This is a genomic window from Sphingobium sp. (genome assembly GCF_048594625.1).
In the GTDB taxonomy this organism is placed as follows: domain Bacteria; phylum Pseudomonadota; class Alphaproteobacteria; order Sphingomonadales; family Sphingomonadaceae; genus Sphingobium.
Window position 1 is genome coordinate 1 of the sequence record NZ_JBMDWL010000137.1, and the last position, 15,119, is coordinate 15,119.

General features: G+C 64.4%; 16 protein-coding genes. 14 read left to right on the plus strand and 2 right to left on the minus strand.

All coding sequences use genetic code 11. The features are described 5' to 3' along the window. Both ACOJSJ_RS17540 and ACOJSJ_RS17545 read right to left on the minus strand, forming a co-directional pair. Positions 1-600: glucan biosynthesis protein (locus ACOJSJ_RS17540; protein WP_420146241.1), on the minus strand; the 600-nt coding region annotated here is incomplete at its 3' end. Between the two features lie 268 nt (positions 601-868). After that, a complete protein-coding gene (locus ACOJSJ_RS17545; protein WP_420146283.1) occupies positions 869-1,717 on the minus strand; it encodes a flagellin in 849 nt (282 codons plus the stop codon). 365 nt (positions 1,718-2,082) lie between these two features. On the opposite strand from ACOJSJ_RS17545, the gene ACOJSJ_RS17550 reads away from it, so the two are divergent. The 14 genes from ACOJSJ_RS17550 to fliQ all read left to right on the plus strand — a co-directional run bounded on the left by ACOJSJ_RS17550 (position 2,083) and on the right by fliQ (position 15,117). Then, entirely contained in the window at positions 2,083-3,354 is a 1,272-nt protein-coding gene (locus ACOJSJ_RS17550) for a sigma-54 interaction domain-containing protein (RefSeq protein WP_420146242.1), read from the plus strand. Between the two features lie 20 nt (positions 3,355-3,374). After that, the gene (gene fliE / locus ACOJSJ_RS17555) at positions 3,375-3,731 is read left to right on the plus strand and encodes a flagellar hook-basal body complex protein FliE (RefSeq protein WP_420146284.1); all 357 of its coding nucleotides are present in this window, start codon (positions 3,375-3,377) and stop codon (positions 3,729-3,731) included. A 3-nt stretch (positions 3,732-3,734) separates the two neighbouring features. After that, a complete protein-coding gene (gene fliF, locus ACOJSJ_RS17560; protein ID WP_420146243.1) occupies positions 3,735-5,507 on the plus strand; it encodes a flagellar basal-body MS-ring/collar protein FliF in 1,773 nt (590 codons plus the stop codon). Next, a complete protein-coding gene (gene fliG / locus ACOJSJ_RS17565) occupies positions 5,500-6,516 on the plus strand; it encodes a flagellar motor switch protein FliG (protein WP_420146244.1) in 1,017 nt (338 codons plus the stop codon). Before fliF ends, fliG begins: the two co-directional genes overlap by 8 nt. A 40-nt stretch (positions 6,517-6,556) precedes the next feature. Continuing rightward, positions 6,557-7,201, plus strand: coding sequence for a FliH/SctL family protein (locus ACOJSJ_RS17570; RefSeq protein WP_420146245.1), 645 nt, complete (start codon positions 6,557-6,559; stop codon positions 7,199-7,201). Beyond that, positions 7,198-8,526 carry a FliI/YscN family ATPase gene (locus ACOJSJ_RS17575; protein WP_420146246.1) on the plus strand — a complete coding sequence of 443 codons (1,329 nt, stop codon included), beginning with the start codon at positions 7,198-7,200 and terminating at the stop codon, positions 8,524-8,526. Before ACOJSJ_RS17570 ends, ACOJSJ_RS17575 begins: the two co-directional genes overlap by 4 nt. Continuing rightward, the gene (locus ACOJSJ_RS17580; protein WP_420146247.1) at positions 8,523-8,948 is read left to right on the plus strand and encodes a hypothetical protein; all 426 of its coding nucleotides are present in this window, start codon (positions 8,523-8,525) and stop codon (positions 8,946-8,948) included. Before ACOJSJ_RS17575 ends, ACOJSJ_RS17580 begins: the two co-directional genes overlap by 4 nt. Positions 8,949-8,950: 2 nt before the next feature. Beyond that, complete coding sequence (locus ACOJSJ_RS17585; RefSeq protein ID WP_420146248.1) at positions 8,951-11,479, plus strand: hypothetical protein; 2,529 nt, start codon at positions 8,951-8,953, stop codon at positions 11,477-11,479. 28 nt (positions 11,480-11,507) lie between these two features. Beyond that, the gene (locus tag ACOJSJ_RS17590) at positions 11,508-12,182 is read left to right on the plus strand and encodes a flagellar basal body-associated FliL family protein (protein ID WP_420146249.1); all 675 of its coding nucleotides are present in this window, start codon (positions 11,508-11,510) and stop codon (positions 12,180-12,182) included. A 133-nt stretch (positions 12,183-12,315) separates the two neighbouring features. Beyond that, complete coding sequence (locus tag ACOJSJ_RS17595) at positions 12,316-13,200, plus strand: flagellar motor switch protein FliM (protein ID WP_420146250.1); 885 nt, start codon at positions 12,316-12,318, stop codon at positions 13,198-13,200. Then, entirely contained in the window at positions 13,197-13,529 is a 333-nt protein-coding gene (gene fliN, locus ACOJSJ_RS17600) for a flagellar motor switch protein FliN (RefSeq protein WP_420146251.1), read from the plus strand. Before ACOJSJ_RS17595 ends, fliN begins: the two co-directional genes overlap by 4 nt. 88 nt (positions 13,530-13,617) lie before the next feature. Continuing rightward, positions 13,618-13,881 (plus strand): FliO/MopB family protein, encoded by a 264-nt coding sequence (locus ACOJSJ_RS17605; RefSeq protein ID WP_420146252.1) that lies wholly within the window; start codon positions 13,618-13,620, stop codon positions 13,879-13,881. 91 nt (positions 13,882-13,972) lie between these two features. After that, positions 13,973-14,740 (plus strand): flagellar type III secretion system pore protein FliP, encoded by a 768-nt coding sequence (gene fliP, locus ACOJSJ_RS17610; protein ID WP_420146285.1) that lies wholly within the window; start codon positions 13,973-13,975, stop codon positions 14,738-14,740. Positions 14,741-14,844: 104 nt separating this feature from the next. Next, the gene (gene fliQ, locus ACOJSJ_RS17615; protein WP_420146253.1) at positions 14,845-15,117 is read left to right on the plus strand and encodes a flagellar biosynthesis protein FliQ; all 273 of its coding nucleotides are present in this window, start codon (positions 14,845-14,847) and stop codon (positions 15,115-15,117) included. The last annotated feature ends 2 nt before the right edge of the window (positions 15,118-15,119 follow it).

Genomic DNA, 15,119 nt, shown 5'->3' on the forward strand with positions numbered 1-15,119 from the left:
GCCGGTCCGCTCCAGCCAGAAATGGGTAAAGCGGGGAAATTCCTCCTTCCCCTGAAGGCTGGTGTTGATCGCGATGGCGCGCGCCGACAGGCCGAACTGTTTCTGCGGGCTGGGCGCGCGGAAATAGCTGGCGCCCAGAAAGGACAGCCAGTCGCCGTCGCGCTTTGCGTTCATGATGCGGAAACCGGCAAAGCCCGCATTGGCGCCCAGCGCCTTGACCGCATTGCCCGCCGGTGCATCGAACATGTCGGGATCATAGCGCAGCGGGGTGGCGCGCCCTTTTTCCACGGTCGAAATGGCAACGGGCTGCGCGGCATATTGCGACAGGGGGAAAAAGCGGATGCCGGTGTCGCCGGGCAGGTCGCCCCACAACGTGCGATCGTCGCGGAAGCGCGCTTCATGCTGGGCGACATAATCGACCTTCGCCGCGCCGGGATGGGGCGGGGTTTCCTTATAGGGGGACCGGGCCAGCTTTCTGGCCTGATCGACCAATATGTCCCACGAAAAGGCGTCGCCGCGCGTCTGCGCGAACAGCATGTCGGGGATGAGGAGGGCGGCGCCGGAGGCGGCGATCATCGCGCGCCGGTCTATCTTGATCATGGGCTTCATCATGGACAGCCGAAACGCCCGAGCCAAGATTTATATCCGGGGGGGCCGAGAAATGCGGGGAAGGGGTAGGGAGGGCGTTGCCGCTCTGTACCTATGGATACACGTAAAGAAGCCTCCGCCCGGGGGGACGGAGGCTTCTAATGTCTGGCCGTTCGATCGAAGGTGTCACCCCCGGCACGGTGGGGACTGTTGATGTGCCGGGGGTCACATGGGCAGCTGGCGGTGACCAATACCTCAGCCGACCAATCTCATATGGCTGTTAGCCGATCAGCTTCAGCACGCCCTGCTGGCTCTGGTTGGCCTGTGCCAGCATCGCGGTCGAAGCCTGGCTCAGGATCTGCTGCTTGGCGAGCGCGGTCGTTTCGGCCGAGAAGTCGGCGTCCTGAATGCGGCTGCGGGCGTCGGTCAGGTTGGTGACGTTGGCGGTCAGGTTGTTGACCGTCGATTCCAGCCGGTTCTGCACCGCACCCAGTTCGGCGCGCTTGGTCGAGATCGCCTGGATCGCTTGGTCGAAGCTGCCATCGGTCGCTGCCGCGCCCAGGGCGGTTGCAAATGCGTCTGCATCAGCGGTCGACGCGTCGAAGTCGAGAATGTCACCTAGGTCCAGTTCGGCGAAATCGATTTCGATTACATCGGTGGCATTGGCGCCAACCTGAAGTTTGATGATGCCGTCGCCGTCAGCGCCCGCGGCACCGGTGAACAGCTTCTGCCCGTTGAATTCGGTGTTGGTAATCACGTTAGTGATCTGTTCCGACAGAGCAGTGATTTCCGTCTGGATGTTGGTCTTGGCATTGGTGTCGTTGATGCCGTTCGAAGCCTGGACGGTCAGTTCACGCATACGCTGCAGCATGTTGGTGACTTCGCCCAGCGCGCCTTCAGCCGTCTGCGCCATCGAGATGCCGTCATTGGCGTTGCGCATCGCCTGGGTCATGCCGCGGATCTGCGAGGTCATGCTGGAAGCGATGGCGAGGCCGGCGGCGTCGTCCTTCGCGCTGTTGATGCGGCTGCCGGTGGACAGACGTTCCATCGCGGTCGACAGGGCCTTGTTGGCGGCGGTCGAAGCGTTGGCGGCCCGCAGCGCCGAAGAGTTGGTTCCGATAACAGTCATGGTGTTCCCTTTCCATTCAATCTCAGGTCGCTGCCATGCGTCAGAGCGCTTGCGGCCTCGAAAGTGAATAACGGCGGGGTGCACCGGGCCTTTAATGCCGACGTCGATTTTTTTTGAAGATGGGCGAATCAGGGTTCGCGAAATCCCCTTACGCGCGCGTCCCGCGCGGGCATGTGAAGGCGCGACACGCGCGCTTTAGACCAAGGTCGAAAAAATTGCCGTTTTTGCCGGAAAAAAGCTGCCGCACTGCGGCAAGCCGCATTGCCGCATTAACTATCTGATAACCACATACCGGGTAATTATTAACCATCGAAGGGGGCTGGAGCGTGCGGGGGCACAAACCGCCCAAAACATGGGGACTGTTCATGTCTTTGCTTGACGTGAGCCGTGGGGTCTGCGCGCTCGTTCCGGGCCTGCAGCACTGGCTTGAAAATGCCTTTTACACCGTGCGTATCGTTGATGCTGCCAGCCCCCGCGAGCGGGACGACCGGCGCATCCTGCTGGCCACCGAAATCGGCCATGCGACGAATCGCGACATATTGATCAATATCATCGACGGCGCGCCGTCGCTGGTCGCTGCCGCCAACGGGCTTCCGGCGCGTGTCGCCTTCGGCATCGCGGACATGGGCTTCGCCTTTGCACTGATCGCTGAACTCGCCCGCCCGGCATCGGTTCCCGCTGTCGGCGACGGCGCCAGCGCGCGTCTGATGACGCTGGCCGGGCGGGTCGCCCGCAGCGACGCCACTGTGCTCATTCAGGGCGACACCGGCACCGGCAAGGAAGGCATGGCGCGTTTCCTGCACGCCCAGTCGGGCCGCACCGCCCATGACTTCATCGCCGTCAACTGCGCCGCGCTGCCCGAAACCATGATGGAAGCGATGCTATTCGGTCACAAGAAGGGCAGCTTCACCGGCGCGGCCGCCGCGTCCGAAGGGCTGTTCCTGGCGGCGGATGGCGGCACGCTGTTCCTCGACGAAATCGCCGAGCTGCCGCTGGCGCTTCAGTCGAAACTGCTGCGCGCGCTTCAGGAAGGCGAAGTGCTGCCCGTGGGCGCCACTCACCCGGTGCCGGTCAACGTTCGCATCATCGCGGCGTGCAACCGCAATCTGGCCGACGAAGTTGCCGCCGGTCGTTTCCGCGAAGATCTTTACTGGCGCCTCAACGTCATGCCGCTGGAATTGCGCCCGCTGGCCGAACGCACCGGCGATGTCGCCGCGATCGCCGCTGCGATGCTGCTGCGTCAGCAGGATATGGGCAAGGGCGGTTTCGTCTGGCCGACGGCGGACGCGATGGACAAGCTGGCCGCGCATGGCTGGCCCGGCAACGCCCGCGAACTGGGTAATGTGCTGCAACGCGCGCTAGTCCTGCGCGATGGCGCGATGATCGAGGCGGATGACCTGCATCTGGCCCGCGCGCCGCAGCAGCTGCGCGTCGTCGCCCCTGCCGCCGTACCGGTGCTGGCGCCCGCCGAACCGATCCGGCTGCGCGATGTCGCCCATCACAGCAAGCTGGAGGCGATCCGCATCGCCCTGCGCGAAACCGACGGTCACCGCGCCGCCGCCGCCCGCAAGCTGGGTATTTCCGAACGCACGCTTCGCTATCGGCTTGCCGAAATGCGCGAGCAGGCAGCCGCATAAGGGAGGGTTGAACCATGGCGATCAACGGCGTGTCCCCGACTGACAGCGTGATGGCGATCCGCAACGCCATCCTGCAAAAAAATGCGGCCCTGCGCGACGTCGCGTCGACCGGACCGGTTGGCGCGCCCAATGCCGGCGGGGTTCAGGGCACCGCGCCCGGCAGCTTTACGCAGGCGCTGAACAGTGCCTTGCAACAGGTCAACGGCCTGCAAAATCAGGCCGGTGAGGCCGCGGCGTCGTTCGAACGAGGCGAAACCACCGACATCGCGTCTGTCATGCTGGCCAAGCAGCAGGCGTCTGTCAGCTTCGAAGCGACCCTTCAGGTCCGCAACAAACTTCTGTCCGCTTACAAGGACATCATGAGCATGCCGGTATAAACCATGAGCGAGAACGCACTCACCACCAACGTCGGCGCCGCAGCGCCCGCTCTGCCCGCAGGGGCGACCACCGGCTTTGGCGGCAATGGCGCCAAGGGCATGGACGCGATCAAGGCGCGCCTGACCGGCTTCATGAAACAGCCCGCCGTGGCGAAGAGCCTGCCGCTGCTCGGCCTGCTCGGCACCGTTGCGGTGGCGGGCGCGGCCTGGCTTGCGCTGCGCGAACCGCCGCAGCGCGACCTGTTCCGCGGCCTGCCCGACAGTGACAAGTCCGCCGTCGCGCAGATACTGGATCAGAACGGGGTGAAATATAACTTCGACAACAGCGGTGGCATGACCGTTGGCGAAGATGATTATTTCAAGGCGAAGATGATGCTTGCCGCGCAGGGCCTGCCCAAAAGCGCGCCCGACGGCAACAGCATGATCGACAGCCTGCCGATGGGCGCATCGCGCGCCGTCGAAGGCGAAAAGCTGCGTTCGGCCCGTGAAATGGATCTGGCCCGCACGATCGAGGCGATCGACAGCGTCGAAAATGCCAAGGTGCATCTGGCCGTCGAACCGCCCAGCGTGTTCCTGCGCGAACGGTCAAAGCCCTCCGCCTCGGTCATGTTGCGTCTGGCCAATGGCCGCACGCTGACCGACCAGCAGGTCAGCGCCATCGTGCATCTGGTCGCGTCGTCCATTCCCGAACTCAACCCCGACGATATTTCGGTGGTCGACCAGAATGGCCGTCTGCTCAGCGACAATGACAGCAACGCGGCCGACGATCGTCAGCTGGCTGTGCAGGGCAAGATCGAGGATCGTTATCGCCAGTCGGTGATCGCGCTGCTGACCCCGATCCTGGGGCAGGGCAATTTTTCGACCGAGGTCCATGCCGAACTGAATTTCGCCGAGCGTCAGGCGACCCGCGAAACCTATCCGCAGGACGAAGCGCGCCTGCGCAGCGAACAGGGCACCTGGGCGTCCGATCCGCGTGGTCAGGGCACGGGCGAAGCATCCGGCATCCCCGGCGCGCTCAGCAATCAGGCGCCGGTCAACCCCACCGTCACCCAGACCAATCCCAATGGTCAGGCCGTGGCGCAGGGCCAGACGGCGCAGGGCACACAGGCAGGCCAGCCCGGCACGCCGCCCAACCCGCTGATGAAGACCGAGGAAACCTTCAACCGCAATTTCGAACTGGGCCGCGAAGTGTCGGTCGTCCGTGACGCCGTGGGCACCGTCAAGCGCCTGTCGGTCGCCGTCGCGCTGGACAACGCACCCGATGGCAAGGCGCGGACGCCACAGGAAATCGCTGCCCTTGAAGCATTGGTGAAGGGCGCAGTCGGTTTCGACCAGGCGCGCGGCGACGTGGTCGCGCTGTCTTCGCGCAGCTTCCTGAAGACGGAAGAAGCCGCTGCGCCATGGTATCAGGCCGACTGGGTGTCGCCGCTGGTGCGCAATGTTTCGGCGCTGCTGGTCGCGCTGCTGGTGATATTCGGCATCGGCCGCCCGCTGCTGAAGCGTCGGGCCGTCGCGCAGGACGCCGTCGCCGTTGATAGCGCGGAAAACCGCCAGAGCATCGGCCGCGAAATTTCCAGCGAAATCACCAAGCAGGCCGCCGTCATAACCCCCAATGGCGGGGAGGCGAAGATCACGCTCGACATGATTTCGTCCACTTATGACTATGCCCAGCGGGCCGACCTGATCCGCAATTTCGTGAAGCAGGACCCCGATCGCGCCGCACTGGTGGTTCGCGATCTGCTGAAGGACGCCAAGAAGGAAAAGGAAAATGCCTGAGATCGTCCCCGGCCGTCCTGAGGCGCTGAAAGGCAGCGCCGCCGCCGCCGTCCTGCTGATGCTGTTCAACGAGGATGAAGCCGCGCAGATCCTGTCCCGTCTGGAACCCGAAGAAGTGCGTCAGCTGGGCTATGCCATGTATGACGTGCAGGATGTCGATCCGGAGGAGGTGAACGAGGCGCTGGATCATTTCGTCACCAAGGCGAAGAAGCGCACCACCATCGGCTATGGCGCCACCCGCCATATCCGCGGCGCGATGACCAAGGCACTGGGCGAGGAGCGCGCGGAAACCATCCTGGCGCGCATCACGCCGCCGACCCGGTCCACCCAGCTGGAAATGCTGAAGTGGATGGACGCGAAGGAAATCGCGACCCTGATCGAAATGGAGCATCCGCAGATCATGGCGATCGTGCTGGCCCATCTGGAAGCGCCGGTGGCCGCCGATGTGCTGCAATTGCTGCCGACCGAATATCAGGAAGAAATCGTCTATCGCATCGCCACACTCGGCCCGGTGTCGAACGAGGCGCTGGACGATCTGGAGCAGCTGCTGCTGCGCGGCCCGGTCAAGAAACAGGGGGCGGCGTCGCAGCGCGGCGGCACGGTCGAAGCGGCCGCGATCATGAACAATGTCCGCAAGGATAATGAACAGCGGATCATGAAGGCCGTCGCCAAGCGCGACAAGATGATCGCCCAGACGATCGAGGAGGAAATGTTCGTCTTCGACAACCTCATCGATATGGACGACAAGAATCTGGGCACGCTGATGCGCACGGTCGACAGCCAGGTGCTGGTCGTGGCGCTGAAGGGCGCGAACGATATGCTCAAGGGCAAGATCTTCAGCTGCATGTCCGCGCGCGCGGCCCAGTCCATCGCCGACGAAATCGAGGAACGCGGTCCCATCCGCCTTGCCGAAGTGATCGAGGCGCAGAAGCTGATCATCGCCACCGCGCGCCGCATGGCGGACGCCGGCACGATCATGCTGGGCGGCAAGGGGAATGATTTTGTCTAAAGCATTTTCAAGTCGGCTTTTTGCCGACGACCCGGAAAATGTGCCAACCGCAAAAGTCTGGGGGGCAGAGGCGATCGCGGATGTCGCACCGGTCGCAGTCGCGGGTTTTCGCCCGGCTACGGGCGGGTTCCGTACGCTCTACGCGTCGCCGGAGGCGCCGGTCGCCGCGACGATGCGCAACGGCGTGATCGAACCGGAACCGGAAGTCGACCTGCTGGAAGAAGCCCGGATGGAAGCCTTTACCCAAGGGTTCGACGAAGGGTGCCGGGTCACCGCCCAGACTTTCGGGGATGAAACCGACGCCCGCGCCCGCTTGACTGAAGCGCTGGAAATGATCGCGCCCGCGCCCAGCGGCATGCTGTCCACCATGTTGTCCGCCACGGTCGTGCGGCTGGTCGAACAGATTGTCGGCGAAGTGGAAATCGACATCGAACGGCTGATCCAGCGCTGCGACAATGTCGCCGCCTTTATCGAGGACAATGCGGGCAAGAGCGCGCTGCACCTAAACCCCGACGATGTCGCCCTGCTGGAAGGCGAAGCGATCGGCGTGAAGCTGGTCGCCGACAAGGGGATGCAGCGTGGCTGCGTCCGCCTTGAAACCGCCGACGGCTGGGTCGAGGATGGTCCGGACGTCCGCTTGTCCCGCCTGCGCGCCTTGATGGATGATATGGAGGGTAAGCCTTGATCCGCGCCCAGCTGGCGCAGGCGGAAAGCCTGTTCGACCATTTTCAGGTTCAGAATCGCGCGCCGCGCCATGTCGGCCGCCTGGTCAGCCATGATGCGGGCATGCTGGAAGTCACGGGCTTTCGCCGTCCCATCGGGTCGGGCGCGCGCGTGCTGGCCAGCGACGGGTCCGTCTGCCGCGCCGAAGTCGTGGGCTTTCGCGGCGACCGCACCCTGCTGGTGCCGCTGGATGCCGACGCACCGCTGGAAAATGGCATTCGCGTGGAGCCGGACAGTCAGGCGAACATGGTGCAGGTGGGCGATGGCCTGATCGGCCGCGTGATCGACGCCATGGGCCAGCCGCTGGATCGCAAGGGGCCGATCATCGCGGGCGGCGTATGGCCGCTGAACGGCGTCAAGGGCAATGTCCTCGATCGCGGCCGCGTGACCGAACCGTTCGATCTGGGCGTGCGCGCCGTCAATGCGCTGCTGACCGCCGGGCGGGGCCAGCGTATCGCCATCATCGCCGGGTCCGGCGTCGGCAAATCGGTGCTGATGGGCCAGATGATCGCCGGGGCCGAAGCCGACATCGTCGTCACCGGCCTGATCGGTGAACGTGGTCGCGAAGTCAGCGACTTTCTGGAAACGAAACTCAAGAACTCGATGCACAAGAGCATCGTCGTCGCCGTGCCTGCCGATCATCCCCCGGTGCTGCGCCTGCGCGCCGCCGCCCGCGCGACCGCCATCGCCGAATATTTCCGCGCGCGTGGCAAGAAGGTGCTGTTGCTGATCGACAGCCTCACCCGCTGTGCCCATGCCCAGCGTGAGATCGGACTGGCACTGGGCGAACCGCCCGCGATGAAGGGCTATCCGCCCTCGGCCCTTGCGCTCATCCCCCGTCTGGTGGAGCGCGCCGGGGTGGATACCCGCACCGGCGGTTCGATCACCGCGCTCTATACCGTGCTGGCCGATGGCGACGATACCGACGATCCGATCGTGGACGCCGCCCGCGCCATCGTGGACGGCCATTTCGTGCTGTCGCGCCAATTGTCGGAACAGGCGATCTTTCCCGCCATCGACATCGGCAAATCGCTGTCGCGCGTCATGGCCGATGTCGTGCCCGACGAACATCGCATGGCGGCATCCGTCTATCGCCGCCTGTGGGCCGCCTATGAGGAAAATCGCGATCTTATCCTGATGGGCGCCTATCGCCCCGGCAATGACCCGGTGATCGACGAAGCGGTGCGCCGCCGTCAGGAAATTCTCGACTTCATCCGGCAGGATCAGAAAAGCCGCATCGACCTCGACACCAGTGCCAACGCACTGATCGCCGGGTTCGGCGCATGAAGGGGGTGGTCGGCCGTCGCCAGCGCGTGTTGCGCGTACGCCATGTGCAGCATGCCATGGCCGTCGCGGAAACCGCGCGCGCCCGCGACGAAGCCGATGGCCTTGCCCGCAATATCGACCGTCTGCGCAAGGTGCGCAGCGAATTGTTCGAGACGGAAGGGGCCGCGACGGGCGCGTCCTTTGCCGCGATGCAGGAGCTGGCGACGCGACTGGAACAGGCCGGTCGGCAGCTGGACGGTGCACTTTATGATGCCCGGCGCAAGGTCGAGGTCAAAGAAGGCATGACTCTTGCAGCGAACCGGGAGAAGGAAATCGCCGCCCGCCTGAAGGACCGCGCCCGCGCGAACCTTGAGGAGTGGCGGGAAAACAAGCTGGCCGCCTTGCCGCGCTATCGGCGCGTGCAGCGCAACGGGGACGTTTGACGATGAATATGCTGACTGGCCTCAAGGCCCTGTTGCTGGCGACACCCATCGGTAAAGGCGCCGCCGCCCCCGCAGTCGGCGTGGAAGGCGGCACCGATTTCGCGCAGTTACTGAGCGCGGCCGACCATGGCACGACGACTGACGCTGCGCCGGTGAAGGTGGCGGGCGCGACGGGCGCGGCTGCTGCGGCTGCAGGTGTGGCAGCGGCAACCGGTGTTGCCGCTTCGTCCGTTGATTTGGACAAGGCCGCCGATGTCGAGCAAAGCGCAGGCGAGATGGCTGGCCAGGCTCTGCCTGCAACCGCCGCCTATTTGCAGCCTGACATGCCCTTGCAGAATATCAGGCCCGCGCCGACGGTTCGGATCGCGCCTGAAGAGGGCGATGGCGTTGATATGCATGCCGGGGTTGCGGTGGCCGCGCCCATGGCGCCTGCTGCTGTCGGGCAGGGCGATGCCGATGCAATCATATCTGATGCATGCATGCCCGCGCCAGCCGATGGCCTGACGGCCGACATCCTGCCCCTGCCGGTGGATGCCATTTCATTGCCGCTGACCGGCGATGAAGAAGCGGCGCGGGGGAATGATGTCGCACCCGTCGTGGTGGTGCAGGATGGCGCGCGGCCGGTAAAGGCGCAGGCGTCGCCCGCTACGCCTGCCGCCGCTCCGGTCCGGACGCCGGTGTCGCAGGCCGAAGCAGGCCTGCCGACCGAGGGAGATGACGCCGCGGAGCCGGAACAGGCGGACACGCGGTTGCATGCCGATGTGAAAGTGAGTGCGGCTGTCGATCCTGCGGTCGCTTCCATCCTGACGATGCCTGTTGCCGCCAATCCCGTTCAGGCAGAGGCTGATCCCGACATTGCGACAGTGCGTTCGGTTGCCGGAGCCGCCGTCGTGGCATCGGCCGTGCGGGTGGATGGGAAGCAAGCCGCTGTCGAGAATGCGCCAGCTGTGGCCAAGGCGGAATTGCCGCCGGTTTCCGTTCATGGCGTTGCGGACGACGTCGTGCCGGGGAAGGCTGCGCCGGTTGGCGATGCTATGTCGAGCGCGTTGAGCGGCGCGTCCGAACCAGGCGTTTCGCGCGATGCGGCCAGTTCGGCCACGCTATTGTCCGTGCCCCATGACGACGCGCCTGTGATCGCGATCGACGTGGCGGCGCAAACGGCGGGGGATGGCGTCGAGATTGCTTCCGCACAGACCAGCAATGCCTATGCGGCATCGGGCCAGATGACCGATGATGCGCCTGTTATCGAGGCGGCCGGGGCTGCTTCCGCCGCCGCCGATCATGCAATTGGCGAAGATGTCGCCGCTGACGTCGCTGCCGACCCGATTGTGCGCCCGGCGGATGTCGCGTCGGATACCGATTCGGATGACGGGATTACCTTGGCTGCATCGGAATCGGGCGTGCGCCCTGCTGTTGGCCGAGCCGATCGGCCGCGCGCGCAAGCGGCTGCCACGGTCGCTGCGACTTCGCATCCCATAGCCGACATCGATACTGTGCCCGTTCGCGCGGAGGATATTCAGGCGCAGCCAGTGACGCAGCCAACCACTCAGGCGGCGACGGATGCCGTGCGCCGTGACCCGGCCGTGACTGGCAACGGTGCTGTGCGCCCGTCGGTGCCGTCTGCCGATACGGATATGGCGCAGAATGATGCCCAGCCGTTGCCGGAAACGCTGGAGGCGGCGCAGGCCGTCGAGACGGCGGCTGCCCGGCCGATGCGGGCGCAGGCCGTGCCGCTGCTCCAACTGATGCGCGATCATATGACCCTGCGCAGCAGGCCGGATGTCGATCAGGGCGGCTCTGCCGTCACGGCGCAGGCTGCTGCCACCGATGTCGTGCCTGATGCAGGTGCTGCCTTCGTGCCCGTCGCGATGAACGATGGCGTCACGCCGGTTGCCGCGCCCGCCCATGCGACGGCGCCTGTCGTGACCAGCGTTGCGAGTGTTCCCACGGTCGACCTGTCCGCCAGCATCGACGCGCAGGTGGTCGATATGGGCGTTTCGGGCCAGTGGATCGATGGACTGGCGCGCGAAATTGCGGGCCTTTCCGCCAATGGCGCGCAGGGACGGTTCCAGATCAACGCCACTCAATTGGGGCCGGTACAGGTTGATATTCAGCAGGGTGTCGATGGCGCGGCCGTCAGCCTGACCGTGGCGAACGAAGCGGCGGAAATGGCGCTTCGCCAAGATAGCGAGCGGTTGAAGCTGGACAGCGGGCTGACCGCCATGCGCATCAACGAGGTGAGGATCGAGCGTATCCCGCATGTGTCCGAAGTGGCCCGCGCCGACACGGTAGGGCACCAGAACGGGCAGCAGTCGCAATCCCAGTCCCATGGCGGTCAGGCGCAGGCGCAGGGCCAGGCGACGGGCGGGCAGAATATGGGTCAGTCGTCCGCCCAGTCGCACATGCAGGGGCGCGGTCAACAGCGCGAAAATATTCCTTTTGGGGGTAAAGCCGGGAACGATGCGTCCGTTCTTAACCATATAGACGCCGATAAACGCGGCGGTGGAGCCGTTCGCGCGCGATATGCGTGATCAGCGCTAATCCCAGGGGACCAGACAGATGAGCGACGAGCCGAAGGCGAAGAAGAAAAAGGGCGGGAGCATGAAAATGATCCTGCTGCTGGTCGTCGGCCTCGTCGTTGGTGGTGCAGGGGCAGCGGGCGGTCTGTATGCCGCCGGATTCTTCAGTCCCAAGGCCGAAGGGCCGAAGGAAGATCCCAACAAGCCCGTGCTGGTTCTGGCCGGTGAGGATGCGCAGGCGGTTGCGACCGCCCATGGCTGGGCTGGCGAAAGCGGCGGTGGCGGCGAAGGGGGCGGCCATGGCGGCGGCGGTGGTGGTGGCGAAAGCCATGCCGTGTCGGCGGGGCATGCGCCGGGCAAGGGCATCGACCTGCCCAGTCCCGCCAATCCCGCAGCCTATCAGGCGACCTATTTCCAGCTGCAACAGCCCTTCACGTCGAACATGTCGGATACGGACGCCTTTGCGCAGATCAGCATCGCGGTCGCAACCTATTATGACTATCGCGTCATCGCTGCGATCAAACAGCATGAAATGCCGATCCGCAGTTCGGTGCTGATGATGCTTGCAGAACAGCCGCAGGAAGTGCTGGACACGCCCAAGGGCAAGCAGATGCTGCAAGCCAAGATCAAGGGCATCATCAACGCTACGCTGAAGCAGAAGACCGGCTATGGCGGCGTAGACAATGTCTATTTCACCAATTTCGTGATCCAGTAAGCGGCGGGTGAAGGCGGACGGGCCGCAAAGGCGGCCTGACCCTATTAACCCCAATTTTACCATTTTCGTTATTAATGACCCTGCGCCAAAGGATCGGGACGTCCCCTGATCCGATATGGCGCAGGGGACCAAGATGGACGACGTTCAGACCTACGCCTTTGGGCGCGGGGATTCACAGGCGCCGATCATGCTGTCGGGGCTGGACCGGTTGAGCGAGAAGCTCGGCCGGCGCATGCGCGCCCTGATCGAGCCGATCGCGGGCGTGCGGCCGCATGTCGTGGCGCAGGAAACCTGTGTCGTGGATTTCGGTGCCTGGTCGGCGCAGGTGCCCGCCTTTTGCAGCCTGTCCATCTATCGCCTGCTGCCGCTGAAGGGGCAGATGTTGCTGCGCATGGACGCGGCGATGATTTCGACCATGGTCGATTGTTTCTATGGCGGCATCGGCAATCGCCCGTTGCCCGCCCGCGGCGAATTCACGCCGACCGAAGACCGCCTGATCGCGCGGCTTGCCGACAGCATCGTGACCCGTCTGGTCGAAACCTGGGGCGACATATTGCCGCTGGAACAGGGGCTGATCCTGCGCGAAAGCGCGATCGGCTATGCCGCCGCCGCGCAGCCGGGCGACCAGATGGTGCTGCAACGTTTCACCGTGTCGATCACGCGCGAACAGGAATGGCCGATCGACCTGATATTCCCGCTGGCCGCGCTGCGCGGGGTCGAAGCGCTGATGGGCAGCAACCTGCCCGCCGACGAAGAACATCGCGATCCTGTCTGGCAGGCGCGGATCGCCCGGCGGATGCGCGACATCCGCATGCCCGCCCGCACCGTATTGGCGCGTCCCAACCTGTCGCTGGCCGAGCTGATGCAGCTCAAGGTCGGCGACGTCATTCCCGTGACCATCGGCCGATCGCTGCCGCTGATCGTGGGGAACCGCATCGTCGCGCACGGCACGATCGGCGAACAGGACGGCCGCGCCGCATTCCAGATTGAAAAGCTTGCACAGGAACCCGATCAATGAGCGACATGAGTGAAGCGCCCCGCATGGGTGGCGAAGACCCGCTGAGCCGTATGACCAACAACCGCCAGTTCAAGCTGCTGGCCGACATTCCGGTGCGCATGTCGGTGGAGGTCGGTTCGACGTCGCTGCGTCTGGCCGAAGTCATGGATCTGGCCGAAGGCAGCATCGTAGAGCTGGACCGTCAGGCCGACGACCTGCTGGACATCATGGTCAACGGCGCGCTGATCGCGAAGGGTGAGGTGGTGACGGTCAATGGCCGTTATGGCATCCGCATCGTGGACATCGCCGCGACCGAAAACCGTCTGGCAGGCATCGAACGGCGCGGTTGATGCTGAACGGCTGATTTTTGGGCTTGCCTTCCGCCGCGAAACTGCGGATCGCAGGCGTTGTTAACCACGACTGCGGGCAGGCCATTTCATGTTCTGGTATTTCGTCAAACTGCTGATCCTGCTGCCGCTGGTGGGCGGCATGGCCTTTGGCGCATTATGGCTGTGGCGCAAATATCAGCCCGGCATGATGACGGGGCAGGGCGACCGTTCGCTCAAGCTGCTGGAGGCATTGCCGATGGGCGCGTTCGGCAAGCTGGCCGTGGTGGAATTTGAGGGCAAGAAAATCCTGTTGTCGGTGACCCGCGGCAGGATCGAGAAGATCGCGGAAGGCGATCATGCCCGCCTGCGCTGATCATTCGGTCGTTCGCGACGCGGTGGACAGCGATGCTTCATCCTTGCGTGCCGGCGCCGTCGTCAGGCGATGGATTCCCGCCGTTGCGGGAATGCTGCTGCTGATATGGCTGGCCCTGCTGCTGTTTAACGCCCCCGCCTTTGCGCAGGCTGCACCTGCCGTTGCGCCGACGGCGGACAATGGCGGCGCGCTGAGCCGCGCCATGGGGCAGATTTCGGGCGATGGCCGGTCGCTGTCGCTGAGCCTTCAGATCCTGGTCCTGATGAGCCTGTTGACGGTGTTGCCGTCGCTCGTCCTGATGATGACCAGTTTTACCCGCATCATCATCGTCCTGTCGCTGTTGCGGCAGGCGCTGGGCCTGCAACAGACGCCGCCCAATCAGGTGCTGGTGGGGCTGACCCTGTTCCTGTCGCTGTTCGTGATGCGCCCGGCGATCGACGCGATCAATGCGCAGGCGTTCGACCCCTATGGCAAGGGGCAGATCAGCATCGAGGAAGCGGTCGGCCGTTCGGGCAAGGTGCTGCACGGCTTCATGGCCAAGCAGACCCGCGAAAGCGACCTGAAACTGTTCCAGAATCTGGCCAAGGCGCCTGCTTTCCGGTCGGCCGACGATATTCCCTTCACGATCCTGCTGCCCGCATTCGTCACCAGCGAACTGAAGACCGCGTTCCAGATCGGCTTCATGATATTCCTGCCGTTCCTGATCATCGATCTGGTCGTCGCGTCCACGCTGATGGCGCTGGGCATGATGATGCTATCCCCCACCATCATATCCATGCCGTTCAAGCTGTTGCTGTTCGTGCTGGTCGACGGATGGGCGCTGACCATGGGGTCGCTGGCGGGGTCGTTCGCGACATGATGGCCATCATTCCCGATTGTCCTTTCGGTTCGCGTCTGTCGGGAACCTGCTCTAAGGCGTGGCTCTCGACAGGCTCGAACCAAACGGTGGTGGGCGTCTAGGCCATGGAAAGTGCCGATTTCTTCATGGGGCTGGCCCAGCAGGCGCTGTGGATCACGGCGCTGGCCGCCGCGCCGGTGCTGATCCCCGCGCTGATCGCGGGCGTCATCATCGGCATGGTGCAGGCGGCGACGTCGATCAACGAACAGACGTTGAGCTTCATTCCCAAGATCATCGTGGTGGGCGGCATGCTGGCGCTGTTCGGCGGGTCGATCATGGTGCTGATCGCCGATTTCACCCGCGAGATATTCGAGCGCATTCCGGACCTGCTGCAATGAGC